Source organism: Desulfovibrio sp. GTC20076 (genome assembly GCF_055385905.1).
Window position 1 is genome coordinate 1,670,461 of the sequence record NZ_AP039366.1, and the last position, 25,773, is coordinate 1,696,233.

A 25,773-nucleotide genomic window follows, 5' to 3' on the forward strand; every position below is an offset into this window, starting at 1 on the left:
GAAGCCGAGGGCGTGGAAAAAACCGTAAAGAAAGCCAAGGCCGAAGAAAAAACGCCGGGGGCCGCCAGCTCTGCCGCCGCAGATCCCAAGCGCACGGCCCCCAAGGCCGCAACCGCAAAAAGCAAACAGGCGACCACAAAGAGCACGGGCAAGCCTGCCGCCGGAACCGCAAAAAGTGGCTCTGAAGACGCGCCTGCCGACAAGACAGCCTCTGCTGCCGCAGGCGCCAAAACTGCCAAAAGCGCAACCAAGGCCACGGCCGGAACCGCTGCTCCAAAAGCGGTAGCCGCAAAAGCGCCGGACGCCAAAGATGCAGCCCCCAGCGTGGCGCAATCCCCCAAGAGTGCAAGCCAAACTGGTGAAAATCTCCCGGGCGCTGATGCTGCCAAGGCCCCTGCGGACACGGCCGCAAACAAGGTACAGACTGCCGCTCCCAGTGCCGCTGCCAAGGACGGCACTGTTGCCGCAGGCGCACCCGAAGCCGGTGCAAAAGCAGCCAGCGCCGCCAGGTCCCGCGCGGCAACAAAAGCGCGCGCAGCCACTGCCCGCAAAAAAACGACAGACAAAAGCGCTGACAAGAGTGCTGCCGAAGGCAGGGTCGCCCCGGCGCAGCCGAAGTCGACCGCCGCAGCAGCAACGGTTGCAGGCGCCGCTGAAAAAATTTCTCCGCCCTCCGCCGGTGCGACTGCGCCGGCCATGCCGACCCCCCCGGCCTCCAGCAGCGCCCGTGAAGGCAAAGACCTCACGCCCCCTGCCCCGGCAGCAGCCGTAGCGGAACACGCGGCAGAGCACACGGCCGGGCAGCCCCGCTCGGCAGCCAACGCCGAAAAGGCAAAGCCCGCCGCCTCTTCCGCCGCTCATCCGACAGCCGCTCACGGCACTGTAAAAACGGAAACAGCAGTGCTGGCCCTGGCCGCCACAGAAAGGCTGGCCCTGACGGGACGGAACTCTCTTGCCATTGAAAATACCGAACTTCTGGCGCTTACGCTCACAACCAGCGAGACCGTCCCTCAGGAAGAAAACGGCGCAGGCGCCGAGGCCTCCGAAACTTCCGGTGAAGTGCCGCGCCGCAAGAACAGGCGCGGACGGCGCGGAGGACGCGGACGGAACCGCAAAAAAGAACTGAACGGTGAAAATGGCGACGCTCTGGCTGCCGGGACCTCTGCCGCCGACAGCGTACACAGTGAAGATTCTTTGCAGAACGAGGACGAAGGCTTTTCCGCAGAAAGCCCACAGGCTCCCGCCGTCAGCGGCAATGCCCCCGATGAAGCTGCCGCCAAGGAAAGCCCGGGCGCAGCCCCGGCGGCAAGCAGCAAAAAAAACGCTCCCACTGAGACCGGCAAGCACAAAAGCAAGTCTGAGTCGGCAAACGCACGGCGGCGCATGTTCATCAGCGTTCTGCCCGGCGAACAGGTGGAAGTGGCGTTGACCGAAGACGGCCAGTTGCTGGAATATTACCTGGACATGCTGCACCAGCGCAAAATCAAGGGCAATATTTACAAGGGCGTCATCCACAACATCGATACCAATCTTCAGGCCGCGTTTGTAAGCTATGGCGCCGGAAAAAATGGCTTTTTGCAGATAGACGAAATCCACCCCGAGTACTGGCTGACGCATCATGAACCGGCCAAGGGCAAAAAGTTTCCCCCTATCCAGAAGGTACTCAAGGCCGGTCAGGAAGTGCTTGTACAGGTCGTCAAAGAACCCACAGGCAGCAAGGGCGCTTTTTTGACCACATGGCTTTCGCTGGCCGGGCGTTTTCTTGTGCTCACTCCCGGGCAGGAGCAGATCGGCGTGTCGCGCAAGGTGGATGATGAAGAAGAACGCAGCCGCCTGCGCGAAATGATGAACGGCATTGATCCCGGCCAGGGGTTGGGCGTTATTGTGCGCACTGTCAGCGCGGGGACCACCAAAACGACTCTCAAAAATGACCTGCAATACCTCAAGAGGGTCTGGCGCGACATCCGTAAAAAGGCCACGGAGGTCACGGCTCCGTCTCTTATCTATCAGGAGCCGGGCCTGTCGGAACGCGCCGTGCGCGATTATCTGACGGATGACGTGGGCGAAATATGGGTTGATAACGAAGACGTGGCACAGAGCATTCGCGAAACCGTCAACCTGCTTTTCCCCCGCAAAAGCGACCTGGTGCGCCTGCACAGCGATGTGCGGACATCCATGTGGGAACGCTTCAGCCTGCGCCGTCAGCTGGACCAGATATACACCCGCGAGGTGCTGCTGCCCTCGGGCGGCAGGCTGGTTTTCGACCAGACAGAAGCCCTTATGGCCGTTGACATCAACTCCGGCAAAATTTCGGGCAAGGGCAATTTTGAGGCAATGGCGCACAAGACCAACATGGAAGCTGCCGAAACCATAGCCCGCCACCTCAAGCTACGTGATATCGGCGGCCAGGTTGTCATTGACTTCATTGAAATGCGCGATAAAAAGCATATCATTGAAGTGGAAAAAACCCTGCGCTCCGCCATGAAAAACGACCGCGCGCGCCACGATGTGGGCCGCATGAGTGCTTTCGGCCTTCTGGAACTGGTGCGCCAGCGCACCGGGTCTTCGGCTCTGGCTATCACGATGGAACCATGCCCGGCCTGCGGCGGCACAGGGCAGCGCCGTAACCTTGAGTGGCAGGCTCTTCAGGCCCTGCGCGAACTACGCCGCATGCTGCGCGCCGAGAGCAAGGAAAAATGCGTTTACGGCACGTCTGCCGAACTGGCTCTGTATCTGCTCAACCACAAGCGCGACAGCTTGCGCGAAATGGAGCAGGACTACGGCAAATGTCTGGAAATATCCGTTCGTCCGTAACGAACGCCAACGGCACGGCCTTCGGAAAGCCTGACTTTCCGGAGGCCGCCGATGTTCATACGCCTTCTCTTGCGGCCACCACACCCGGCTGTGCTACCCCTGCCGCGCCTGAAAAGCTGCCCCGCCACTCGCGCAGCCTTTTACTGCACGTCTGCTGCGGGCCGTGCGCCATCATGCCTGCCACCCGGCTGCTGGATGAAGGTTTTGCAGTTACCGCCTGGTACATGAATCCCAACATCCACCCGCTTTCGGAATATCTGCGCCGCAGGGATGCCGCCACAGAATGCGCACGGCATCTGGGCATACCCATTGTGTATGACGACGCCAGCTGGGACATCACCGCATGGCTGCGCGCTGTGGCCGGACGTGATGCTGCTCCGCAGCGTTGTGCCTACTGCTGCACGAGCCGCATAGAGGCCGCCTTTGCCACTGCCGCCCGGCTGGGCTTTGCCTTTGTGAGCAGCAGCCTGCTCTATTCCCGCTATCAGCCTCACGAGGTTATCCGCGAAGCCGGGGCGTGGCTGGCACAAGCCGCAGACGCAGGGCCGGATTTTGTGTACCGGGATTTTCGCGCGGACTGGCAGGAAGGCATTGACCGCTCCAAGTCTCTGGAGCTGTACCGCCAGCCCTACTGCGGCTGTATTTACAGCGAAGCCGAGCGCTATGAAAAAAAGCTGGCACGGCTCATAAAAAATAATCTGTAATTTTTACACTTTTTGCTTGACCTTAGCCCGGATTTTCCGTAAACACTTCCTTGCCTCAACGATCCCCGATAGCTCAATCGGCAGAGCGGGTGACTGTTAATCACTAGGTTGGCGGTTCAAGTCCGTCTCGGGGAGCCAGAAGAAAACAAGGGTTTGCGTAAGCGCAAACCCTTTTTTCGTGCTTTTTCCGGAAAATTGCATCAAATCTGCACCAAAACTGTTTGCACTGCCCCTTTACGTCAGCCGATGCAAGCGGCCTGTAGGCTGATCAGCACCAGCAATGCTGCCGCCTGTCTCCAGGACAGCAAACAACACGCGAACAGCCCACGACAGGACGGCAAGCCTGCTTTCAGCACTTCTTGCTGCTGCTCCTGCTTCCGCGTCCCCAAGGGTACGACGCCGCGTCCGACTGCCTGGCAGGCGGCCTGTTGTGTCCATCATTCGCAATAACAGCAGCTCCCCCGAAAGCCGGGGGAGCTGCTGTTTATTGATATCTGATTAGGGCATTACTGCCGCTGTCGCGAAGACGTTAGGCCATATCTTCCGTAAGGATCATGTTGCGAGCGGCCCCGGTCTCGTCCATACGGCGCGCGGGCAGGGTTACGGGAGCATCCAGCAGGGCCTGCGGGTCGCTCTTGGCCTGGAGCATGATCTCTTCAAGAGCCTGCACAAAGGAATCCAGGGTTTCCTTGCTTTCTGTTTCCGTCGGCTCGGCCATGATGCATTCATGCACAATAAGCGGGAAGTAGATGGTCGGCGCATGGAAGCCGCGGTCCAGCAGAGCCTTGGCAATATCCAGAGCACGGGTTTCCTGCGGGGCCGAGGCCACGAACTCGTGGGCGCACAGCCTGTCGGCATAGGGAATATCCAGCGTGTTTTCAAGCTTCTTTTTCAGATAGTTGGCGTTGAGCACCGCGTATTCCGAAGCCCGGGTAAGGCCCTCCCCTCCCAGGCGCAACATGTAGGCGAGCGCTTTGACCATCACGCCGAAGCTGCCATAAAACGGCCCCATATAGCCTATGGACTGCGGCACATCGTAGTCGAGGAAGTAGGAGCCGTCCTCACGCTTGCGCACACGGGGCGCGGGCAGGAAAGGCAGCAGGCACTCGCTCACGCCGACGGGACCCGCTCCGGGGCCGCCGCCACCGTGCGGGGTGGACAGGGTTTTATGCACATTGAGGTGCACCACGTCAAAGCCCACATCGCCCACGCGCATCTTGCCCATGATGGCATTCATATTGGCTCCGTCGTAGTAGAGCAGCGCATCTATCTTGCGCAGCTCGGCCACAATGCGGGGCAGATGCACTTCCATAAGGCCCAGAGTATTGGGGCAGGTCATCATAAGCCCTGCCACGTCCTCTCCGTGCTTGCGGATAGCTTCTATAATGGCTTCCGGGTCTACCATGCCGTGGCGGGATTCAAGGTTGATTGTCTCGAATCCGGCCAGCGCGGCAGAGGCAGGGTTGGTGCCGTGGGCAGCATCGGGGATGAGCATTTTCTTGCGGTCACGCCCCTTGGCCTTGTGGTAGGCGGCAATAAGCTTGACGCCCACAAACTCGCCATTGGCCCCGGCCATGGGCTGCAGGGTGAAGGCTTTCATGCCTGTCAGTTCGCAAAGCATGTTTTCTGCTTCATACATGCACTGTAACGCGCCCTGGGTGCAGCCCGCCGCGCCGCCCAGTTGGGCAAGCATGGGGTGCAGGCGCGCGAACCCCGGCAGCGCGGCCACGTATTCAGTAAACTTGGGGTTGTACTTCATTGTGCAGGAGCCAAGCGGATAAAAATTGGCATCCACACTGTAGTTGAGTTTTGAAAGGCCGGTAAAGTGGCGTACCACATCCAGCTCGGAGCATTGGGGCAGCCCCGGTTCTTCCTTGCGCAGCAGGCCGGCGGGCAGCATGTCCGCAGCCTTGGGGGCGTCGGACTCTATGCAGAACGCGCCGCGCCCGGGAACGGATTTGGCGAAGATGGTTTTCACAGCAGACCTCCCACGGTTTCGGCCAGCATGCCGATCTGCTGACGGCTGTTGCGTTCGGTGCAGGCCAGCAGCAGCACGTCTTCCATACCGGGATAGTAGCGGCCAAGAGGATAGCCGGGCACGCAGCCGTGCGCGAACAGGGCATCCACCAGCATCTGGGCGGGCATGGGCAGGCGCAGGGCCACCTCATTGCCGTAAGGCGCATCGTTGAGAAGCTCAATACCCTTGATGGAGGTGAGGCGCTCCACGGCGTAACGGGTAAGGGCCATGTTGTTTTCCGCCAGTCGTGTAAGCCCGCAGGGACCCAGCAGGGACAGGTGGATGAGCGCCCGCAGGGCGCACAGGGCCTGGTTGGAGCAGATATTGGATGTGGCCTTGGCCCGGCGAATGTGCTGCTCCCGCGCCTGCAGGGTAAGCACGTAGCCTGTTTTGCCGTCCACATCTGTGGTACGGCCCACAATACGGCCGGGGAACTGGCGGATATGCTCCTTGCGGCAGGTCATCAGCCCCAGATAGGGACCGCCGAAAGAAAGGGGCATGCCTATGCTCTGGCCTTCGGCCACCGCCACGTCCGCCCCCATTTCACCGGGGGTTTTCAGCACGGACTGCATGACAGGATACACGGAAATGACGCCGAACGCCTTGTGCGCGCGGGCTTTGGCGAATACCTGGGTGTAGTCCGCCACGGCCCCGAAGAAGTTGGGGTTCTGCACAATCACGGCAGCGGTGGTGTCGTCAATGGCGGCCATGAGCGCGTCAAGGCGGCTCACGCCCTTTTCCTGCTGCACGGTCTTGAGTTCAAGATCAAGGCTGGAGATGTATGAAGCCAGCATGACCCGCCAGATGGGATTGACGGCCTCGTCCACCACCAGCACACGGCGGCGGGTGGAGCGCACTGCCATCATGGCGGCCTCGAAAATGGCCGTGCCGCCGTCATACACGGAGGCGTTGGCGCAATCCATGCCCAGGAGGCGGCTTATGGCCGTCTGAAACTCGAAGATGGCCTGAAGGGTTCCCTGCGAGCATTCGGGCTGATAAGGCGTGTAGGAGGTATAGAATTCGCTGCGGCCAGCAAGAGCATCCACAGCTTTGGGGATGTCGTGAGCATAATAGCCCGCGCCCAGAAACGACACGAGATCCGGGCAGTTTTTGGCGGCCAGGCCTTCAAAATAGGCGCAAACCGCGGCTTCGGACTGGCCTTTGGGCAGATTGAACTGTTTGGGGCGCATTTCTGGGGGGATATCGGCAAAAAGGCCGTCCAGATCGCGCACGCCAACCACAGAGAGCATTTCCTGCAACTCTTCCGGCGTGTGGGGGATGTATGGCATATCCGCTCCTTGAGCATGTTACGCGTGAACGTGTGCCTGAAAAAAGCATGATGACGCAGATACGGAACGGCGGGTGGCTTTCGCTTGCGCGGCAAATCGGCGGCATTCTGCCCGCCGTTTCATGAAAGATCCGGCGGCGGCATGCCTTGCAGACAAGCTGGAACAGGGCCGGGAGGCCTCCGGCCGCCTGTAGGCCGAAAAAGGCCCTGTTTTCCGGCCGGGGCGTGCCGCTGCCCGCTCTGTCCGGTTCATTCCTCCGGACCTGGCCGCCGCACGGCAATACTGCCGTGCGGCAAAACCAGACGCCGGAAAAACTGTGACCTAATGACCTTCGGTGGCGCAGAAGGACTCGTAAGCCGCTGCGTCCAGCAGGCCTTCGGGCTTACGGGAAAATTTGACGCGCATGAGCCAGCCTTCGCCGTAGGGGTCGGCGTTGCACTTTTCAGGCGCCTGCTCCAGGGCGGTATTGATACCAATCACATCACCGCTCACCGGCGATACCAGGTCGCTGGCGGCCTTGACGGATTCAATGGAGCCGAATTCGCTTTCTTCGCTGACTTCATCGCCCACAAGCGGCAGTTCCACATAGGTAATGTCGCCAAGGGACTCCTGGGCAAAGTGGGTGATGCCGACCACGGCTTCGTCGCCTTCAAGGCGCACCCATTCGTGGCTCTTGCTGTACAACAGGTCCGAGGGATTGGTAGCCATGTGCATTCTCCTGAAATATGTAGTTGGGGGGAACAATACGCGCCCTCTCGGCGCACAAGCCTTCACGTATTTGACGGGCGGCAGGTCTGCTCCACAAGCGGTTCGCAGAACGCCGCGCGATCAGACCAGCTTTTTGCGGGCCGTGCCTTCTTTGTAGAAGGGAATTTCCACCTTTTTGGCGGGCAGTTCCGTTCTGGAGGCGCGCACCACAAAATCTTCCTTGTCCGCATGGGCGGCAGCCACCCAGGCAAAAGCAATAACATAGCCCAAAGAGGGCGCAAACGAACCGCTGGTGATGCGCCCTACGGCCTCGCCGCCGGGCAGCGCCAGCACATCGCCGTGGCGGGCGGCGCGGCGGCCTTCGATCTGCAGGGGTACAAGCACTTCGCGCACGGTCTGTGCCCCTTCCCTGCCCACATAGTCGGCCTGGCTTGTCATCATGCGGGCCATACCCGCCTCGGCGGGCGTATGTTCTTCATCAAGGTCATGCCCGTAAAGCGGCAAACCGGCCTCAAGGCGCAGCGTGTCGCGAGCGCCAAGGCCGACAGGTTTAACGCGCTCATCGGCCAGCAGGGCTTTCCAGAAAGCCTCGGTTTTGTCCGTGGGCAGATAAAGCTCATACCCAAGTTCACCAGTGTAACCGGTACGGCTCACAAGCACAGGCACACCCTGCCACTTGCTTTCGCGAAAAGAAAAGTAGCCGAGGTCATGAAAATTTTCGCCCATGATCTTTTCAAGCACGTCCAGTGAATCCGGGCCTTGCAGGTCAACCTTGCCGGTTTCGGCCGAGATGTCGGTAATCCTGATACTTTCAGGCAGGCGGGCGCGCAGGGTTGCCAGATCGCCGGGGGCGCAGGCGGCATTGACCACGGCCATGAAGGAATCAGGCCCGAAACGGTAGATGATGCCATCGTCAAGAACGCCGCCTTTTTCCGTGAGCAGAAAACCATAACGGCACTTGCCGGGGGCCAGGGTTTCAAGATTGTGGCTTACGGCGCGCGACAGGGCCTCTGTAGCGCCGGGGCCTTCAATGCGAAATTCTCCCATATGGCAGATGTCAAAAATACCGGCATGTTTCCGGGTGTGGAGATGTTCCGCAAGAATGCCCTCGTACTGAATGGGCATGAGCCAGCCCGCAAAGGGGGCCATTTTCGCTCCCTGGGCTTCATGCCAGGAGGTCAGCGGGGTACGCAAGTCTGACATGGTTTCTCCTTGATATGGGGTGGTTGAACTTGTTGCGCCGTGCCGTAATCGGCTGCGGCGCCCGGAGGACACCAAACAGCACGCACATATGCCCGCAAGATACCATCGGCAAAAAACGGACACAAGGAGCGTGAAAAAAATTACTGCCGTGCCGCGCGGGCCTGCCCGCACGGGAAAACGGGGTTCGGCGGCATGGGCCGGACCAGTCGCAGGGCTGCGGCGGACGCGCCCTCAACTACGCCTCAGCTCGTGAAAAATGCCGTCATGGTTTCGGCCTCGCAGCCGCTGAAGTAGCGGCCCATGTCCAGTTGCCGCAAAATGGCTTCCAGCTCTTCAGGCTCCCGGGAAGCCCCCGCGAGGCTTTGCTCCAGTTCCTGTATGCCTTCTCCGGCATTGCAGAAAAAATCTCCCAGAATGGCGCAGGAGGCGATACGCCCCTGCTTCACATCAAGGCGCAGTTCCACCGTGCCCCAGTCGAAGCGCTGCCGCTTGCGCTCGGTAAAGTTGGGCATGGCCCCGTAGTTCCAGTTCCACTGCCGGTATTTTTCGTCAGCAAGCCTGTGCGCCTCGCCCATGATACTTTCACCCACACTGCCGGGTCGCGATGCGCACCGCCTGACCAGCGCAGCCACAAGCGCGTCCATATCGCTGCCCGGCTGCCAGTATTCCGAGATATTGCCTACCCGTGACCGCACCGACGCCACCCCTTTGGAGCGCATCTTTTCCGGGTCCACATTCAGGGCTTCCACAAGGCGGTCAAAGTTCACATCAATAAGCAGCGTGCCGTGGTGCAGCACCTTGCCCCGGCGCAGCATCTGCCCGCTGCCGGAAATCTTGCGTCCCTCGGTCTCCACGTCATTGCGACCGGAAATTCCGGCACGCACGCCGAGATCGGCCAGAGCCGCGCACACCGGCTCAAGATAGCGCCGGAAATCCACCTTTTCTCGGCCGCCGGCATGCTCAATAAAGGAAAAATTCAGATTGCCCGTATCATGATACACAGCCCCGCCGCCGGTGATACGACGCACCACTGGCAGGTTTTCACGCCGGATGAAATCGGCATTGACTTCGTCCACCGTACACTGGTGGCGCCCCACAATAACCGAAGGGCCGTTCTGCCAAAGCAGAAAATACCCTGGATGACCGGCTGGAAGCGTCTCAAACAGCGCCTCTTCAAGCGCGAGGTTAAAGGCGGGATCAAGGGTAGAAAAAGTAAGGTGTTCCATGCGGCCTCCATCAGGACAATGCCGCGCTTCAGGTGACAAGGTCAAGGGAACAGCGGGCAATTTCAAAATTATCGGCAAAATTTCCGGGCCGTGCGCCTGGCCGCTGCGTCTTGCTCGCGAAATGCGGTGCAGGCCTGCGGTTGCCCCTGTCCGCACTGCCGGGTGTACGGCAAGGCGCCTGTCAGCCCGGCAGGCATGCCGGCGCGGCTTCCGGCGAATCTGCACCTGCTCCGGCCAGCACCCGGGCCAGTGTGTCGGCATCAATGCTGCCCCGTTCGAATTGTTGCCGGACATGGCCGTCAGCCATGACAATCAGGCGATCTCCAAGGCGCACGGCCTGCTGCGGATGATGCGTGACCACTACCAGCGGATACTGCCCTGCAAGCTGCAGCAGAAGATCTTCTATTTCCGCCGTGGCATGAACATCCAGCGAGGCAGTGGGTTCATCAAGAAGCAGCATGGCGGGTTCCAGCGCAAGGGCGCGGGCAAGGCAAAGCCGCTGTTGCTGCCCGCCGGAAAGCCTGTCGGCATTCATGCTCAGGCGGTCTTTAACTTCACTCCACAGGGCAACGCTTTTAAGGGCATTTTCGGCCCGGTGGCGGCATTCGGCTTCCGGCAGCCCTGCCACCACGGCAAGCGGCAACACAAGGTTGCGCTCCACGCTGACGGGCAGCACGTTGGGAGTCTGAAAAACCATGCCCACGCGGCTGCGCAACAGAGCCAGAGAGCGCACGGCCGCCCCTGGGGCGGGATATACAGGCTCAAGCCCCTGCCCCAGATCAAGCTCGACCCGTCCCGAAGTGCGACAGTGGGAGAAGGTTTCGTTCAGGCGGTTCAAAGCCCTGAGCAAGGTTGTTTTGCCCGAGCCGGAGCGCCCGGCAAGCACTGTGATGCCCCCCGCCTGGATGTCAAAAGACACTTGGTGCAAAATTTCCCGGCGGCCGAAGCTCACGCAGAGATCATCAATGCGGGCGGCTATACTCATGATACCCCCTGCCAGCGGCGGCGGAAGCGCACCTCCATGCGGCGGGCGCAAAGAAGCAGAAACGATGACAGCAAAAGCAAGACCAGAGCCGCGCCAAAACCACGCAGCAGTTCGTTAGTATCCTGATACTGCGCTGCCGTGTAGAAAATGGAAAACGGAAGGGCCTCAAACTTGTCGCCCAGCCCGGCGGGCAGGCCAGCATTGGCAACAACGCCCGTAAGCATGATCACCGCCGTGTCTTCTGCCGCCCTGCCCATGGCCAGGATAATTCCGCCCCAGATGCCGGGCGCTGCGGCGGGCAGCAAAAGCCGCCGGGCAAGCTGCCGCCGGGTGAAGCCCAGTGCCGTTCCGGTAAGTCGCAAACTTCCGGGAACAGCCTCCAGCGCTTCGCATGTGGCCGTTACCAGTACGGGCAGAATCAGCAGCGCAAGACAGCAGGCCGCCAGCAGCAGTGAGGTATTGGCCCCCGGCGCAAAGGAGTAGCGTAAAAAAAGTATGAGCGTAAAGCCGAACAGCCCCATAACGATGGAGGGCGTACCCGCCAGCACATCCATGACCAGACGGATGTGCGCAGCCTGACGCGGGGAAGCAAATTCCGCCAGATACAGGCCGCAGCCCACCCCGGGAAAAAGCGCAAGAGCCAAGGTCAGGCCCACAAGATACAGGGTCCCGGCACAGGCCGGCCACAGGCCGTCCCACACCGGACGGCGGCCCAGCAGGGCATCCAGGGGCGGCACATCGTCGAAAAACAACGGCACTCCCAGCTGGGGCAAACCTTTATACAGCAGAAAAGCCAGCAGAAAAAACACGGCAATACAGGGAACAAGGGCACAGCAGCGCAACAGCCAGCGTAGCCATGCTTGCGAAAACAGGCTGCATCTCATGCCGCCCCCCCGCTACCTGCCGGGACCGGGCCACTTGAGGACCGCACAAGACGGCGCAACACAAGGCTTGCCCCCGTGTTTACGGCCAGAAGCACAAGTCCTGCGGCAAAAAGGGAAGTATAGGCAGCTCCGCCCACCTCATTGGCCGTCACAAGGGCCATGTGCGCCGTGAGGCTGCGCATGCTCTCGGCAAGACCGCCGGGAACCTGGGTGGCGTTGCCCGCCAGCATGAGGGGAATTAGCGTATCGCCCACTGCCCTGCCAAAGCCCAGCACCGCAGCGCTGGCAAGGGTACGCCCCGAGCCGGGGAGCACAAAAAGACGCAACAGGTCAAGCCGGCTGAAACCCAGGGCCAGCCCCCAGGGGCAGAGGCGGTCCAGCCGGGGACGCAGCCCGGCCATAAGGATGAGCACCATGGTCGGCAGAACAAGCAGAACCAGCATGACAGCCGCGGAGGCCAGGCACATGCCCGTGCCGCCCAGCACGGTGCGCGCCAGGGGCGTAAGCAGAAATACGGCGGCAAAGCCATAAACAACTGTGGGAACCGTCGTCATGAAGCGGATCAGACCGTTCACAAAGCGCGTCAGGGGGCGCGCCGTGGCGCTTTCTTCAGTGAGCAGCCAGCAGGCCAGCCCCAGGGCCAGAGGCCAGCCCAGCCCCAGAGCCAGTAAGGCCAGCGCCAGGGACCCCACACACATGGGCAGAATGCCGAACCGCCCCTGCGAGGGCAGCCACAGCCAGTCCAGCGGTCCGCCGGGTCCCGGGGAGCTTATGGTGGGCAGGGCCGCCGCCAGCACCATCATGAAAAGCAGAACAACCGCCAGCACTGCCAGCCAGACGGCCAGCAGCAGAAGACGGCCGGGGCTGTCGGTATTATCCCGCATATGGCGGTCCGCAGCCGGAAGCGCCGCAGCGCCCCCGGCCTGGCGGGCGGAGCGATTCCTATTTCTTGACATAGGGGATGTAGCCGGCACCGGATACGATATCCTGCCCGGCGGGAGTGAAGATATATTCCACAAAGGCCTTGGTCAGGCCTTGCGGTTCGCCCTTGGTGTTCATGTACAGAAGGCGCGTAACCTTGTACTCGCCTGAAGCGGCGTTTTCCTGACTGGGAGTGGCACCGTCAATGCTTATGCCCTTGATGCTGTTGTCCAGATGGCCGATGCCCACATAGCCGATGGCGTTGGGATCCTGGCTGACAGCTGTTTTCATGGCCCCGTTGGAACTGACCACGTTGGCTTTGGACGCTGCGACGCCCTTGTCCAGGGCGCGTTCTTCAAACGTTTCGCGCGTGCCGCTGCCGTCTTCGCGCACATAGAGAGATATGGGAGCGTCAGCACCGCCCACTTCCTTCCAGTTGGCTATTTTGCCGGAAAAAACATCCTTTATCTGGGCTTTGGTCAGCCCCGTGACCCTGTTGGCCGGATTGACAGCCACAGCCACGCCGTCAATGGCAAATGGAAAGGTCACAAGACCGTATTTTTCCACTTCCGCAGGTTTGAGGGCGCGGCCGGTATTGCCGATCTGCACAATGCCCTCGCCCACTTTCTGCACACCCACGCCGGAGCCGCCCCCTGCCACAGTAATGCGTACGTCCGGGTTAACGGCCATGATCTGCCTGGCGGCCTCTTTCATAACAGGAATGTGGGCCGTACCTCCCGCAATATCCACAACTCCCTTCTGCCCCCTGAATGCATCCAGAGGGGCGGAAGGCGAGGCAGCAAAGGCCGCGCCGAGGCCGCACATAAGCAGAACAGCCGCAAGAATTATACGTTTCATGACAGTCTCCTACGGTTAGCGTGAACAGAAAGCGCGGACGCGCCACGCAGTGAACAGCAACAGACGCGATTACATCGCCGGGAGTCAGGTAGAAGATGGAAAGCTGCCCTTGCGGCGCAGTACAAAAACTGCCCGCTAGACGGACAAGGGAGACATCCAGCCCCACCCGACAGGCAGTCAGGTGATGCCGGAAAAAAAGAACAGGGGTTCCTGTGCGACCAGCCCCGCCATATCCGGCAGACTGCCCGCATTGACCGCCAAAACCGCAAGATCGGTACGGCCGGCGCATCGCGGCAAAGCCGCGTGGAATCTGAAAGGAATACCCATAGCTCGGGTTTATCTGATGCGCGGGGGCCGGTCAAGCCGCGCCGGGGTGCCCCGCCTTTGGTCCGGCTGGACGTTTCAGTTTTGGACGAAAGGCAAGGGTGCAACAGCATATCCCCGCCCGAAACCGTGTCGTCCCGAAATGATTTTGCCTGTCATATCAAGGAAAAATTCGACGCAGAGATATCATGAAAGGTATACGTGACGACACTGTCTACAGGCCGAAAAACCGCCGGGCATTGGCACCGCACTGCCGCCACAGTTCTTCCGCATCCTGCCCGCGCGCTTCCGCCACCGCCCGCGCCGTAAACACTGTAAAGGCAGGCTCGTTGCGCTTGCCGCGCCAGGGTACAGGAGCTAGATACGGAGCGTCGGTTTCCAGCATGAGCCGGTCGGAGGGAATGCAGGCTACGGCTTCGCGCAGCTCTTCATTGGCCTTGTAGGTCACGGGGCCGGGTACAGATACATGCCAGCCGTTGCGCACGATGCGCCGGGCCAGGTCCGGCCCTTTGCCAAAGCAGTGCCACAGTAGCGGATAACCGGCGAAACCCTGCGACTCCAGAACCATGAGCGTTTCTTTTTCAGCCTCACGGCAGTGAATCACCACAGGACGCTCCAGCTCACGGGCCAGCCTGAGCTGCGCGGTAAAAACCTCGTACTGTACTTCGCGGGGGCAATCGTCCCAATAAAAATCCAGGCCGATTTCACCCACGGCCTTGAGGCGCGGCTCTTCTGCAAAGGCCTGGCGCATGGCTTCGATAACCTGGGGCGTGCAGTCCCGCCCATGGCAGGGGTGCACGCCAAGCAGAAAGAAAACCTGCGGGTGATCCGCAAAATAGTGCCGCCGGGCGGCGAGATGGCCGGGATTGAGAAAGACATTGCCCACATGGCTTACGCCGCAGGCAGCGGCCCTTTCCAGTACGGCTTCACGGTCCAGGTCAAACTCCTCGCCGTCCAGATGGGCGTGGCTGTCGACACCTTCCGGCGGCAGGGGAACAGAAACGGGATCAATGCGGTTGGTGGATTTTTTCGACATGCTTACCTCGCGCCGTTACATAACAACGTGCGCGGGCAAGGGCAAGGCCCGGCAGCAGCGCCATTGCCAAGACAGGGCAATAGCGCTATGCTGAACTGGTTTTGTTGTCCTACTTTTTGATTTAACACCACTTTTTCCGGGGGAAATATGCATCTCCGCAAACGTATACTGGTCACGGGCGGTTCGGGCTTTCTCGGTTCGCACCTGTGTGAAAGACTGCTCAACGAGGGACATGAAGTCCTTTGCGTGGACAACTTCTTTTCCAGCGCCCGCGCCAATGTGGAGGAATTTCTCGATAACAGAAGATTCGAGCTTATCCGCCACGATGTGACCTTTCCCCTGTATGTGGAAGTGGACGAAATCTACAACCTCGCCTGCCCGGCCTCGCCCATTCACTATCAGCACGACCCGGTGCAGACCATCAAGACCTGCGTTCACGGGGCCATCAATATGCTGGGGCTGGCCAAGAGGCTCAAGGCGCGCATCTATCAGGCGTCCACCAGTGAAGTGTACGGCGACCCCGAAATACACCCGCAGACCGAGGACTACTGGGGGCATGTGAACCCCAACGGCATCCGTTCGTGCTACGATGAAGGCAAGCGCTGCGCCGAAGCCCTGTTTTTCTCTTACTGGCGCCAGGGCGGCCTGCCCATCAAGGTGGGGCGCATCTTCAATACCTACGGACCCAAAATGCATCCCAACGACGGGCGCGTGGTGTCCAACTTCATCATTCAGGCGCTCAAGGGCCAGCCCATCACCATTTACGGAGACGGCAGCCAGACGCGCTCTTTCTGCTATGTGGATGACCTGATCGAGTGCATGGTCCGCTTCATGGCTTCGCCCGAAGACTTCATCGGCCCGATGAATATGGGCAACCCCGGCGAATTCACCATTCGCGAACTGGCAGAAAAGGTCGTGGACATGACCGGCAGCAAATCCGTGATCAGTTACGAACCGCTGCCCGGTGACGACCCCAAACAGCGGCGGCCCGACATTACGCTGGCCCGCGAAAAACTCGGCTGGGAGCCGCAGGTCAAGCTGGAAGACGGTTTGAAAAAGACCATCGCCTACTTTGACAGCATGTTAAAACTGGGCATGGCCTGACCACTGCCCGAAAGCCACCCTATGCCATGACGCTCTTTATTATAACCCTGCTTGTCCTGGCGGCGGCTGCCGCCGCCATGGCCCTGTTCGCGCTGCTGCCCTCTCCGGCGGGCAGCGGCCGGGCCGCCAACCTGCTTGGCTCCTGTGGAGCCGCGGCGGGCTGTCTGGCGGGCCTGTGCGCGCTGGCCTTCGCCCCCTGGGGCGAGGCTGTCTCCCTGCGCCTGCCCTGGGGCCTGCCCGTGGGGGCCTGTACTCTGGGGCTTGATCCCCTGAGCCGTATTTTCCTGCTGCCGGTTTTCGGTCTTGGCCTTGTGTGCGCCCTCTCCGGAGGCATGGCACTACGGCACACCCGCCCGCAGGAACACAACCTGGCGGCGCACTGGTTTTTTTACATCCTGCTGATTCTCGGGCTGGCGCTTGTTATGGCGGCGCGTGATGCCGTACTTTTCATGCTGGCCTGGGAACTTATGTCTCTCGCGCCATTTTTTCTCATTGAATTTAATGACGGCGACCGTCAGGTGCGCGACGCCTCATGGGTCTACCTAGTGGCAGCCCACCTTGGGGCCGTGGCCCTTATGGCCTTTTTTGTGCTGCTCTGGCAGAGCACGGGAACCACATCGCTTGACATCCTTCAGGGCGGCGCGGTCATGCAGGGGGTGGCGCGCGACGCCGGTTCCGGCGTGCTGACAGCCCTTTTTGCACTGGCCGTGCTCGGTTTCGGTGCCAAGGCCGGGCTTGTCCCCATGCACGTCTGGCTGCCGGAGGCACACCCTGCCGCGCCAAGCCATGTTTCGGCCCTGCTTTCCGGAGCCATGATCAACGCGGGCCTGTACGGAATCATTCGCAGCCTCAGCCTGCTGGCCGCGCCCGGCGCGGCTCCCGAATGGTGGGGCTGGACCCTGCTGCTGCTGGGCCTTGCCACCGGCCTGACCGGCATTCTGAAAGCGCTGGGCCAGAGCAACCTCAAACGCCTGCTGGCCTACTCCAGCGTGGAAAACATGGGACTTATGCTCATGGGCGTGGGCGCAGGTCTCATAGGCCTGGCCTGCGGCAATGCATGGATAGCCACCCTCGGTTTTGCGGGCAGCCTTATGCACATGCTGAACCACGCCGGTTTCAAGGGACTGCTTTTTCTGTCCGCCGGAGAAGTGCTGCATGCCACAGGCACTGTGCGTATGGAGCAGTTGGGCGGCCTGCAAAAACGCCTGCCCCTGCTTGGCGCGGCCTTTGCCCTTGGAGCAGCGGCCATTGCCTGCCTGCCGCCTCTTAACGGTTTTGCAGGTGAGCTTGTGCTGGCGCTTTCGCTGCTGGACGGGCCAAGCCTGCCCGGCGTGGAGCGGCAGGTGGGGCTTTTGCTGGCGCTGGTAACCCTTGCTCTCATCAGTGGCCTTGCCGCCGCCCTGTACGCCAAGGCCTACGGCATCACCTTTCTTGGCGAGCCACGTTCGGGCTTTGCGGCCAATGCCCGCCCCGCAGGCTGGCGAACCCTCTGGCCTCTCGCCCTGCCCGCGGCAGTCTGTGTGCTTGGCGGTCTGGCGGCTCCGCTCTTTTTTGACCTCGCCTCCATGACGGGACTGGCCGCCCTGCCCATGCCCAACGACATGCAGGCCGGTGCCCTGGCAGGACAAGAACAGATGCGCGCCAGCCTTGCCATGGTGTCGCTGGTCGGCTCCATTGCCCTGGGCCTTGCCCTGGCAGGCATTGTCCTGCGCAAACGGCTGCTCAAAAGGCGCAGCGTGGGCAGTATGCCCACCTGGGGCTGCGGCTATCAGGGCGGTACGGCCCGCATCCAGTACACTGATGCGGGATTTTCCGAACCGCTCGGCAAGATATTCGCGCCCGGCATGGGCCTGAAAGTGCGCATGCAGCTGGATTCACGTCTGTTCCCCGACAAGGGGGAAATGAGCGTTTCCGCTCCTGACCGCCTGCGCCGCTCCATCTACGACCCGCTTTTTGAAGGCATAGAGCGCCTGTGCAATGCCTGCAAGATCATGCAACACGGCAAAATACATCTTTATATTCTTTACATTCTGGCCACAGTTGTGGGTCTGCTTGTATGGGGGCTGAGCGCATGAGACAAGACATAGCCGTCTATTTCGTGCAGTTTGCGCTGGCCCTTGTTCTGGCTCCGCTGCTGCCCGGCATTATCAACAGGGTCAAGGCCAAGTTTGCAGGCAGGCATGGCAAACCCCTCCTGCAAACCTATTATGACCTCGCGCGGCTCATGCGCAAGGGCGAGGTCATCAGCCGCACAACCACCTGGGTTTTTGCCTGCGGTCCGGCGGTAGCGCTGGCCACCGCCCTTTGCGCCATTGCCCTGCTGCCGCTAGGCGGAGCGGCCTCGCCCCTGGCTTTCGGCGGCGATTTTATTCTGGCAGCCTATCTGCTCGGCATGGGCCGCTTTGCCATCATGCTTTCGGCCCTTGATACCGGCTCGGCCTTCGAGGGCATGGGCGCAAGCCGTGAGGCCACCTTTGCGGCACTGGCGGAACCGCTCTTTTTTCTGGCGTTGCTGGTGCTTACCAGCGTCACCCTGGATATGGGACGCGGCCCGCACGCGGCCTTTTCGCTTTCATCCATGTTTGGGGGGCAGATTGCCGGAGCCTGGGCCATGGGCCGGGGCGAACTTCTGCTTTTGCCGTGCATTTTCTTTATTCTGCTGCTGGTGGAAAACTGCCGCATTCCTGTGGATGATCCCAACACCCACCTGGAACTGACGATGATCCACGAGGTTATGGTGCTGGACCATTCCGGTCCCAACCTGGCCATGATCGTCTACGGTGCAGCGCTCAAACTGTGGTTTTTCGCGGCGCTTATCGCCGGACTGGTTACCCCCGCCCTGCCCCTGTGGCAGCAGGCTGGGCTGCGCGTACTCATCGTGCTGCTGCTGGCCGTGGTGGTGGGCATTGTGGAATCTGTCATGGCGCGTCTGCGCATGGACCGTGTGCCTTACCTGCTCGGCGGCGCATCGGCCATGGCTGCGCTGGCGCTCATCCTGACCCAGGCGAGGTAGAAGCATGGAATCCCTTTTGCAATCCTGCCTGTTCCTGCTCATGCTGAACAACCTGCTCATGCTGGGCACAACACGGCTTATGTGGCTCATACGTCTTACCGCGTTTCAGGGCATACTGCTGGCGGCCATGCTGCTCAGCCTGGATCACGCCCTGCTGGCCGGGGCTGTGCTGCTGATCAAGGGTGTTCTGCTGCCGGGGCTGCTGTGGCGCACCCGCGAACGCCTGCACGCGCGGCAACGTATGCGCCCCCGCCTGCATGTGGCCGTAGGGGTGCTGGCCGGCATGGGAGGACTTGTACTTTCGCTGTGGCTTGAAGCCAGACTGCTGACCCTGCCCGCCCTTTTTCCGCCCCTGCTGCTGCCCACGGCGCTGACCACGCTTTTTTGCGGGCTCATCCTTGTGGTGGGGCGCACTACGGCCCTGGCCCAGGTCATCGGCTATCTCGTGGCGGAAAACGGAATTTTCCTGCTGGGCATGCCCCTGATGACGGCAGGAACCATCTGGTTTGAACTGGCTCTTCTGCTGGACGTGTTTGTGGCTGTCTTTGTTATGGGCATTGCCATCAACCACATCAGCAACACCTTTGAATCCATTGATGTAGGCCGCTTTCGCAGCCTCAGGGATTGACGGCCATGCTGGAAGCCTTGCTCTTTCTCCCGCTGGCGGCGGGCTGTATCATGCTGCTTGGCACAAGTGCCCTGTGCCGCATTCTGCTGCCCCTGACAGGACTGACCCACGCCGGGCTGGCCGCCTGGACCACCTGGAACGTGGCCAGCGGGGCCGAACCGGAAGCCTTGGGCGGCCTGCTGGCACCGGACCCGCTGGGCGCGCTTTTTCTCATGCTGGCCAGCCTGCTCTTTCTGGCGGCCTCCGTGTACGCTGTGTATTATCTGCGTGAAGAAGAAAGCCTCGGTGTGCATACCGCCTTTCAGGACGGGCGCAGCTTCACCAATGCGCCGCAGCGCCGTCTGGCCGCCTGCCTGTGCTTTTTTCTTGCATCAATGACGCTGGTAACCACCACTCCGCACCTTGGGGCATTATGGGTGGGCATTGAAGCCACCACGCTTTCCAGCGCGCCGCTGATCTATTTTCACCGCCACCAGCGCTCCCTTGAGGCCACCTGGAAATACCTGATCATATGCTCCGTGGGCATTGCCCTGGCCATGGTGGGCAATATTCTGCTTTCTGTGGCTTTTTACACGCCTGAAGGCATGGAAGCTATGGTGGAAGGCATGAACCAGGTGGGCTGGTATGTCAGCCACGCCCGCGCCGGAGAAGAAACCTGGCTCAAGGCGGCGTTTATTTTCCTGCTGGTGGGGTACGGCACAAAGATGGGTCTGGCCCCCCTGCACAACTGGCTGCCCGATGCCCACAGTCAGGCCCCTTCGCTGGTCTCGGCCCTGCTGTCCGGCGCACTGCTCAACTGTGCCATGCTCGGCATACTGCGCGGCCACCAGATCATGCTGGCCGCCGGGCTTGGCGGCTTCAGCAGCGGCCTGCTCAGCTTTTTCGGTTTGCTGTCGCTGATTACGGCGGCCATCTTCATTGTGGACCAGGGGCATTACAAGCGCATGCTGGCCTATTCCAGCGTGGAGCATATGGGCATACTGGCTCTTGGAGTGGGCGTTGGTGGCCTGGCAGTGTCGGGAGCCATGCTGCACGCGGTCTGCCATTCGCTGACCAAGTGCATGCTCTTTTTACTTTCCGGCAATATCCTGGCCCGTTATCACACATTTTCGAGCTACGACATTCGCGGCATGCACTGGACCATGCCAGTTACAGGCGCCCTGTGGATGGCCGGATTTCTGGCAGTGGCCGGTTCGCCGCCTTTCGGCATTTTCATCAGCGAATTCATTATATTCAAAGGAATGCTTGCTGCCGGATCCCCTTTTCTGGCCGCCGCCTATCTGCTGGCTCTGGCCGTAATATTTGTGGGCCTTTCGGTAGCGGTGCTGCGCATGGTGCAAGGCAGCCGCCCCACAGACATGCCCCAGAATCCGCGCGAGCCGCTGCTGAGCGTGCTTCCGCCCCTGGCGCTCGGCATGGGCGTACTGACACTGGGCCTGTGGATACCCGACTGGCTGTGGAATTTTTTGCGGCAGGGCGCGGCCCTTATCGGCGGCTAGAGCAGTGTTGTTTTAACATTGTTCCGGCGGCTGCATGAGCAGGCGTCCGCTACGAAGGTGTAGGTGCAGCGTATTTGCACTGCCAAACACCGCAGCGAGCATTTGAAACCTTTGAGAACATGTATTCGCAAAGATAAAATGCTCCAGGAGGATCTTGATGTCGTTCGACTACCGTGAGGCGGTAACCCTGAAAAAACTGGGGCGTCATTCCGTATCTGAACTGCGGGACATTCTCCGGCACGCCCTGGCCGGTGGATGGCGCGTACTGGCCTTTTTCGGCATTCCTGACATGGATGCCCCCCTTGACGCGCACAACGATGACACACCGGAACAGCCCCGTGCCGTAAGCCTTTGCTGCATACTGGCCCATGACGGTACGCGCCGCCTTATGGCCCGATGCACGCCGCCGGTGACGGCCTTTGTATCAATGACGCCGGAATTGCCGCAACTGCACTATTTCGAGCGCGAGATTTACGAACAGTGGGGCGTGGAGCCGGTGGGGCATCCCTGGCTCAAAAGTGTGCGGCGCATCCCCGACAGCGCCGAAGCCGCAGCGCGCAATGCCGCGGAAAGCCAAACCAGCAGCGCCGCCCCTGCCCAGGAATCTGCGGAAGTAGTTCCTTCTCCGGCCTTGACGGCTTCTGCACGGCCCCAGACACTGCCATATCCCTTTTACCGGGTAGAAGGGGCAGATGTACACGAAGTTGCCGTGGGGCCTGTACATGCGGGCATCATCGAACCCGGGCATTTTCGTTTTCAGTGCTACGGCGAGAATGTGTTGCATCTGGAAATAGCGCTGGGCTACCAGCATCGGGGCCTTGAGGCCATGATCACTCAAGGGCCTGCCGGCCGTCGCCTGCACCTGCTGGAATGCGCCGCTGGCGACAGCACCGTTGCCCATGCCACGGCCCACTGTGTGCTGCTTGAGCGCATGACCGGGCAACAGCCTGATGAACGCGCCCAGCTGTTGCGCCGCATTGGCCTTGAGCTGGAACGCCTCGCCAACCACACGGGCGACCTTGGAGCCATTGCGGGCGATACGGGCTTTTTGCCCACTGCCTCATGGAATGGCCGCATCCGCGGCGATTTTCTCAATATAACCGCCAGCCTGTGCGGGAACCGTTTCGGCAGGGGGCTGCTGCGCCCGGGGGGCGTGGCCTACGACCTTGCCCCATCGGAATGTGCTGATATGCTCGCCCGCGTTCGTGCGGCCTGGCACGATGCGCGCGGTTCGGTGGACGTGATGCTTGATGCCGTGACCGTGCGTAACCGCCTTGCGGATACCGGCATGGTGGAACCTGCCACAGCCCGTGAACTGGGTCTTGTGGGTGTTGCCGCACGTGCCTGCGGGCTGGACGTGGATGCGCGTTTTCACATGCCCCTCAGCGATCTGCCTTGCGAAGGATGCGCGCCCCGGCTGGAAATAACGGGCGACGTCATGGCCCGCACCCTTGTGCGCAGCCGCGAACTGGACGACAGTCTGCGCCTGCTGGAGTTTGACCTTGCCCGGCTGGGGGCGTTGCCCCACACAAAAAATGCAGCAACGGCGGAAAGTACGGTTTCCGCACCCGCCACTGCCGCAGCAACCAATACTTCCGGCACAGCGGCTGAGGCCGCCTCTTTTGATGCTCTGCCGCCGGACACCCTGGCGGTGGCACTGGTAGAAGGCTGGCGCGGCGAAGTATGCCATGTGGGGCTTACTGACTCCCGGGGGCGCCTGCTGGTCTACAAGGTTGTCGACCCTTCTTTCCATAACTGGGCAGGGCTGGCCATGGCCCTGCGTGGCAACCAGATTTCAGACTTTCCCCTCTGCAACAAGAGCTTCAACCTCTCTTATTGCGGGCATGACCTGTGAGGTTTTGACATGTTGCGCATCATCAAGGAACGCATTCATCAGAAATACCGCACGCTGGACTATCCACACCAACAGCCCACACTCTCGCCCCGGTACATGGGCCGTCCAAGCCTGATCCCTGTGGATTGCGGTGACTGCCGCGCCTGTTATGCGGCCTGCCCCACTGCCGCCCTGTTGCCCACAGAGGGCGTACCCGGCAGTACGCCAACACTGGATATGGGCCGCTGCACCTTCTGCGGAGCCTGCCGCGCTGCCTGCCCCAAGCAGGCCATCACGTTTACGGGTGAACACCGCATGGCGGCCTTCAGGCGCGAAGATCTGCTGATAGTACCCGGAAAACCTGTGACGCAGCCCGCAACGCCCCCTGTGCCGGGTAAATTTGCCATATTCAGGCGTTCCCTCAAGCTGCGTCAGGTGAGCGCTGCGGGCTGTAACGCCTGTGAAGCCGATTGTAACGTGCTCGGAACCCTTGTGTTTGACCTGCCGCGCTTCGGTATTGATTTTGTCGCTTCGCCACGACACGCCGACGGCATCGTGCTTACCGGTCCTGTTTCTGAAAACATGCGGCTGGCAGCTATTGATACATATAACGCCACGCCGGAACCACGCCTCGTGGTGGCTGTGGGGGCCTGCGCCATATCGGGCGGGCTTTTCCGCGATGCCCCACAGTGTAATAACGGCATTGCAGATATTTTGCCCGTGGACCTTTTTGTTCCGGGCTGCCCACCCAACCCCTGGACTATTCTGGACGGTTTGCTAATGTTGCGGGAATAAAATTTTTTCGCCATAGGCGAGCAACTTTTGAGCAAACCGGAACGGTATATGACAGATGCAACGCGCGCATGGTTATACTTGTTTCTTCTGGTTCTGGCGACATCCCTGTCGAGCTCTATCTGTCAATGGTGGAGCATCCGCCCCACATTTCCCATCGTGGGCATCAACATAGCAGCCTCATTGTGTCTCTTTATATTTTTCAACCGTAAGATATGTATACTATTTATTGTCATGCAATGTATCTTTGGCATTGTGTGTGTCGCAGTATCTGAAACGCTTAAAGTGCCACCAAATATTTCCACAATAATACATGGCACACGCTACGCAAGCCATCTTGGCCTTTCTGTGCTTTTTCATATTCCTGTTATAAAATCGCTGTTTTTCGTTATCTGTGCTTTTGTGCAGATATTTTTTTTATCCAAAATTACAATATTGCCCTATCGTAAACAGGTCGGAATAGTGGCCTTTGCAAGTTTTGCCGTAGCCATGGGCAGCAGCTTCGCAGTACAGCCACTCAGGGAATTCTGGCCCCAGGACACCGTGAACGGAAAAATCAGTTCTACCCCGCCGGAACGACGTTCATTGCATGCACGCGGCTATCTGGCCACATATGCGCTGGAACTGGGTTCCGGCTACCCCTGGCGCATGCAGAAGCAAACGCAACCGATGGAATCTCCACACGGCGTTGAGAACCTGCCGCTGCTTCCCTGCACAGATAAAATCGTTCTTATTCAAGTAGAGGCTCTGGACTACGAAATGCTTACAGAAAAGGCACGAGCAGAATACATTATGCCTTTTCTGCACAACCTGCTGGACCATGCAGTGCTATTGCGCCTGGACGGCACAAAAAAAATGGCGTCTGCCAATTCCGACTATGAAGTATTTACCGGGCGTATCGCTTCACACAGCATCCTGCACTATGAGTATGAAACAGATTATTCTGGCTCATTTTTGCGTTTTCTGACTCAAAAGATTTCCCCGAGCTATTCCTTCCATGGCATGCCGGGCAACTACATGAATCAGGAGGTTGCCTACCGGCGTCAGGGGGTGCAGTATGTTTGCGGGCTGGAAAAAATGCAGGCCGAAGGCGTGCCTGCTGTTGCCATATGGACGGATGGCATTGCGGCTGACACGGACCTGCTTGGCTTTGCGGCAAAAAAAATTCCCGTCAAGGGACCTTTTTTACATTTTATCATCACGCTGGACATGCACGTCATGGACCAGCCGGAAATGGTCTGCAATGCCCTGCAATTTCCGGATGAACCACGCAACGTCTATTACTCGCTGTGCCGACACACCGACACCGCCCTTGCCGCCTATATACGGCAACTGCCCGAAGGAACCACTGTGGCCATATGGGGCGACCACAGATCGTATACCAGCGAAGCCTCCGGCTACATTCCCTTTCTGTTTTTCGTCACAGGGCAATCACATCCTTGTGTGCATGAATCTTCCCCGCCATTGAACAGAAGTAAAATGTATCACTATCTGCAAAGAAATTTCGGGCAGCTTTTTGCTCAAAAAATACCGGCTATAGCAAAATCAGGGCAATAAGCAGCAACACATTGCAGAGCAACGCCGTTAAAACTGCCATTGATCCTTTATCTTTGGCATTTTTTATCAACTCTGAATATTCGCTGCTGACAAGATCACACACATCCTCAATGGCGGAGTTCAGCAATTCCACAATAAGGATCAAGAGATATGAGCCTGTCAGCAAAAATTTTTTCCAGAGGGGCCACGGCACTACAAGCAGGACAAGAACAAGCACGGCCAAGCCCGCCAGTTCCAGACGAAAAGCCTCTTCCTTGGTAAGGGCCGCGCGGAATCCCGCCACTGAATAACGCGTTGCCCCGACACAGCGCCTGTAAAGTACATCGCATATTTTTTTCAGCATGGCAGTCCTTTATGAGGGGCGCGGCCCACGGCAG

21 protein-coding genes and 1 tRNA gene are annotated in these 25,773 nt (G+C 60.0%); 11 read left to right on the forward strand and 11 right to left on the reverse strand.

Annotation, left to right across the window (positions count from 1 at the left end):
* Positions 1 to 12: 12 nt before the first annotated feature.
* The 3 genes from ACZ495_RS07335 to ACZ495_RS07345 all read left to right on the forward strand — a co-directional run bounded on the left by ACZ495_RS07335 (position 13) and on the right by ACZ495_RS07345 (position 3,656).
* Positions 13 to 2,814: an Rne/Rng family ribonuclease gene (locus tag ACZ495_RS07335; RefSeq protein WP_464261986.1), complete on the forward strand. Its 2,802-nt coding sequence runs from the start codon at positions 13 to 15 to the stop codon at positions 2,812 to 2,814.
* Positions 2,787 to 3,518 (forward strand): epoxyqueuosine reductase QueH, encoded by a 732-nt coding sequence (locus ACZ495_RS07340; RefSeq protein WP_464261987.1) that lies wholly within the window; start codon positions 2,787 to 2,789, stop codon positions 3,516 to 3,518. Before ACZ495_RS07335 ends, ACZ495_RS07340 begins: the two co-directional genes overlap by 28 nt.
* A gap of 62 nt (positions 3,519 to 3,580) precedes the next feature.
* Positions 3,581 to 3,656: transfer RNA gene (locus ACZ495_RS07345), tRNA-Asn, on the forward strand.
* A gap of 391 nt (positions 3,657 to 4,047) precedes the next feature.
* Here the strand turns inward: ACZ495_RS07345 and gcvPB are convergent.
* From gcvPB to ACZ495_RS07395, 10 genes are all read right to left on the reverse strand, one after another.
* Positions 4,048 to 5,496, reverse strand: a complete 1,449-nt coding sequence (gene gcvPB, locus ACZ495_RS07350) for an aminomethyl-transferring glycine dehydrogenase subunit GcvPB (RefSeq protein ID WP_012624422.1) — start codon at positions 5,494 to 5,496, stop codon at positions 4,048 to 4,050.
* Complete coding sequence (gene gcvPA, locus ACZ495_RS07355; RefSeq protein ID WP_464261988.1) at positions 5,493 to 6,824, reverse strand: aminomethyl-transferring glycine dehydrogenase subunit GcvPA; 1,332 nt, start codon at positions 6,822 to 6,824, stop codon at positions 5,493 to 5,495. The genes gcvPB and gcvPA overlap by 4 nt, the downstream gene beginning before the upstream one ends.
* A 321-nt stretch (positions 6,825 to 7,145) precedes the next feature.
* The gene (gcvH, locus tag ACZ495_RS07360) at positions 7,146 to 7,532 is read right to left on the reverse strand and encodes a glycine cleavage system protein GcvH (protein ID WP_012624420.1); all 387 of its coding nucleotides are present in this window, start codon (positions 7,530 to 7,532) and stop codon (positions 7,146 to 7,148) included.
* A 120-nt stretch (positions 7,533 to 7,652) separates the two neighbouring features.
* Entirely contained in the window at positions 7,653 to 8,735 is a 1,083-nt protein-coding gene (gcvT, locus tag ACZ495_RS07365) for a glycine cleavage system aminomethyltransferase GcvT (RefSeq protein WP_012624419.1), read from the reverse strand.
* Between the two features lie 242 nt (positions 8,736 to 8,977).
* Positions 8,978 to 9,961 carry a lipoate--protein ligase gene (locus ACZ495_RS07370; RefSeq protein WP_012624418.1) on the reverse strand — a complete coding sequence of 328 codons (984 nt, stop codon included), beginning with the start codon at positions 9,959 to 9,961 and terminating at the stop codon, positions 8,978 to 8,980.
* Between the two features lie 181 nt (positions 9,962 to 10,142).
* Entirely contained in the window at positions 10,143 to 10,946 is an 804-nt protein-coding gene (locus ACZ495_RS07375; RefSeq protein ID WP_407844677.1) for a phosphate ABC transporter ATP-binding protein, read from the reverse strand.
* Positions 10,943 to 11,830: a PstA family ABC transporter permease gene (locus ACZ495_RS07380; protein WP_464261989.1), complete on the reverse strand. Its 888-nt coding sequence runs from the start codon at positions 11,828 to 11,830 to the stop codon at positions 10,943 to 10,945. The genes ACZ495_RS07375 and ACZ495_RS07380 overlap by 4 nt, the downstream gene beginning before the upstream one ends.
* The gene (locus ACZ495_RS07385; RefSeq protein ID WP_232088738.1) at positions 11,827 to 12,714 is read right to left on the reverse strand and encodes a PstC family ABC transporter permease; all 888 of its coding nucleotides are present in this window, start codon (positions 12,712 to 12,714) and stop codon (positions 11,827 to 11,829) included. Before ACZ495_RS07385 ends, ACZ495_RS07380 begins: the two co-directional genes overlap by 4 nt.
* Before the next feature lie 58 nt (positions 12,715 to 12,772).
* A complete protein-coding gene (locus tag ACZ495_RS07390) occupies positions 12,773 to 13,609 on the reverse strand; it encodes a phosphate ABC transporter substrate-binding protein (RefSeq protein ID WP_407844679.1) in 837 nt (278 codons plus the stop codon).
* 538 nt (positions 13,610 to 14,147) lie between these two features.
* Positions 14,148 to 14,969 (reverse strand): TatD family hydrolase, encoded by an 822-nt coding sequence (locus ACZ495_RS07395; RefSeq protein ID WP_012624413.1) that lies wholly within the window; start codon positions 14,967 to 14,969, stop codon positions 14,148 to 14,150.
* 147 nt (positions 14,970 to 15,116) lie between these two features.
* On the opposite strand from ACZ495_RS07395, the gene ACZ495_RS07400 reads away from it, so the two are divergent.
* The 8 genes from ACZ495_RS07400 (at position 15,117) to ACZ495_RS07435 (ending at position 25,396) form a co-directional block, all read left to right on the forward strand.
* Positions 15,117 to 16,073 carry a UDP-glucuronic acid decarboxylase family protein gene (locus ACZ495_RS07400; RefSeq protein WP_072311134.1) on the forward strand — a complete coding sequence of 319 codons (957 nt, stop codon included), beginning with the start codon at positions 15,117 to 15,119 and terminating at the stop codon, positions 16,071 to 16,073.
* Between the two features lie 26 nt (positions 16,074 to 16,099).
* Positions 16,100 to 18,148, forward strand: coding sequence for a proton-conducting transporter transmembrane domain-containing protein (locus tag ACZ495_RS07405; RefSeq protein ID WP_464261990.1), 2,049 nt, complete (start codon positions 16,100 to 16,102; stop codon positions 18,146 to 18,148).
* On the forward strand, positions 18,145 to 19,086 hold the full coding sequence (locus ACZ495_RS07410) for a respiratory chain complex I subunit 1 family protein (protein WP_012624410.1): 942 nt from the start codon (positions 18,145 to 18,147) through the stop codon (positions 19,084 to 19,086). The genes ACZ495_RS07405 and ACZ495_RS07410 overlap by 4 nt, the downstream gene beginning before the upstream one ends.
* A 4-nt stretch (positions 19,087 to 19,090) precedes the next feature.
* Positions 19,091 to 19,714, forward strand: a complete 624-nt coding sequence (locus ACZ495_RS07415; RefSeq protein ID WP_012624409.1) for a hydrogenase-4 component E — start codon at positions 19,091 to 19,093, stop codon at positions 19,712 to 19,714.
* 5 nt (positions 19,715 to 19,719) lie between these two features.
* Positions 19,720 to 21,213 (forward strand): proton-conducting transporter transmembrane domain-containing protein, encoded by a 1,494-nt coding sequence (locus ACZ495_RS07420; RefSeq protein WP_464261991.1) that lies wholly within the window; start codon positions 19,720 to 19,722, stop codon positions 21,211 to 21,213.
* A 157-nt stretch (positions 21,214 to 21,370) separates the two neighbouring features.
* On the forward strand, positions 21,371 to 23,068 hold the full coding sequence (locus ACZ495_RS07425) for a hydrogenase large subunit (protein WP_464261992.1): 1,698 nt from the start codon (positions 21,371 to 21,373) through the stop codon (positions 23,066 to 23,068).
* Positions 23,069 to 23,077: 9 nt separating this feature from the next.
* Entirely contained in the window at positions 23,078 to 23,842 is a 765-nt protein-coding gene (locus tag ACZ495_RS07430; RefSeq protein WP_012624406.1) for an NADH-quinone oxidoreductase subunit B family protein, read from the forward strand.
* Between the two features lie 459 nt (positions 23,843 to 24,301).
* Positions 24,302 to 25,396 (forward strand): sulfatase-like hydrolase/transferase, encoded by a 1,095-nt coding sequence (locus tag ACZ495_RS07435; RefSeq protein WP_394026125.1) that lies wholly within the window; start codon positions 24,302 to 24,304, stop codon positions 25,394 to 25,396.
* Here the strand turns inward: ACZ495_RS07435 and ACZ495_RS07440 are convergent.
* Positions 25,374 to 25,739 (reverse strand): diacylglycerol kinase, encoded by a 366-nt coding sequence (locus tag ACZ495_RS07440; RefSeq protein ID WP_072311878.1) that lies wholly within the window; start codon positions 25,737 to 25,739, stop codon positions 25,374 to 25,376. The genes ACZ495_RS07435 and ACZ495_RS07440 overlap by 23 nt on opposite strands.
* Positions 25,740 to 25,773: the final 34 nt, after the last annotated feature.

What these genes read in the sequence shown, in the direction of transcription:
- ACZ495_RS07340 (WP_464261987.1), top strand. Translation starts at nt 2,787, where the DNA reads ATGTCTGGAAATATCCGTTCGTCCGTAACGAACGCCAACGGCACGGCC.
- gcvPA (WP_464261988.1), bottom strand. Translation starts at nt 6,824, where the DNA reads ATGCCATACATCCCCCACACGCCGGAAGAGTTGCAGGAAATGCTCTCT.
- gcvH (WP_012624420.1), bottom strand. Translation starts at nt 7,532, where the DNA reads ATGGCTACCAATCCCTCGGACCTGTTGTACAGCAAGAGCCACGAATGG.
- gcvT (WP_012624419.1), bottom strand. Translation starts at nt 8,735, where the DNA reads ATGTCAGACTTGCGTACCCCGCTGACCTCCTGGCATGAAGCCCAGGGA.
- ACZ495_RS07370 (WP_012624418.1), bottom strand. Translation starts at nt 9,961, where the DNA reads ATGGAACACCTTACTTTTTCTACCCTTGATCCCGCCTTTAACCTCGCG.
- ACZ495_RS07375 (WP_407844677.1), bottom strand. Translation starts at nt 10,946, where the DNA reads ATGAGTATAGCCGCCCGCATTGATGATCTCTGCGTGAGCTTCGGCCGC.
- ACZ495_RS07380 (WP_464261989.1), bottom strand. Translation starts at nt 11,830, where the DNA reads ATGAGATGCAGCCTGTTTTCGCAAGCATGGCTACGCTGGCTGTTGCGC.
- ACZ495_RS07385 (WP_232088738.1), bottom strand. Translation starts at nt 12,714, where the DNA reads ATGCGGGATAATACCGACAGCCCCGGCCGTCTTCTGCTGCTGGCCGTC.
- ACZ495_RS07390 (WP_407844679.1), bottom strand. Translation starts at nt 13,609, where the DNA reads ATGAAACGTATAATTCTTGCGGCTGTTCTGCTTATGTGCGGCCTCGGC.
- ACZ495_RS07395 (WP_012624413.1), bottom strand. Translation starts at nt 14,969, where the DNA reads ATGTCGAAAAAATCCACCAACCGCATTGATCCCGTTTCTGTTCCCCTG.
- ACZ495_RS07400 (WP_072311134.1), top strand. Translation starts at nt 15,117, where the DNA reads ATGCATCTCCGCAAACGTATACTGGTCACGGGCGGTTCGGGCTTTCTC.
- ACZ495_RS07405 (WP_464261990.1), top strand. Translation starts at nt 16,100, where the DNA reads ATGACGCTCTTTATTATAACCCTGCTTGTCCTGGCGGCGGCTGCCGCC.
- ACZ495_RS07410 (WP_012624410.1), top strand. Translation starts at nt 18,145, where the DNA reads ATGAGACAAGACATAGCCGTCTATTTCGTGCAGTTTGCGCTGGCCCTT.
- ACZ495_RS07415 (WP_012624409.1), top strand. Translation starts at nt 19,091, where the DNA reads ATGGAATCCCTTTTGCAATCCTGCCTGTTCCTGCTCATGCTGAACAAC.
- ACZ495_RS07420 (WP_464261991.1), top strand. Translation starts at nt 19,720, where the DNA reads ATGCTGGAAGCCTTGCTCTTTCTCCCGCTGGCGGCGGGCTGTATCATG.
- ACZ495_RS07425 (WP_464261992.1), top strand. Translation starts at nt 21,371, where the DNA reads ATGTCGTTCGACTACCGTGAGGCGGTAACCCTGAAAAAACTGGGGCGT.
- ACZ495_RS07430 (WP_012624406.1), top strand. Translation starts at nt 23,078, where the DNA reads ATGTTGCGCATCATCAAGGAACGCATTCATCAGAAATACCGCACGCTG.
- ACZ495_RS07440 (WP_072311878.1), bottom strand. Translation starts at nt 25,739, where the DNA reads ATGCTGAAAAAAATATGCGATGTACTTTACAGGCGCTGTGTCGGGGCA.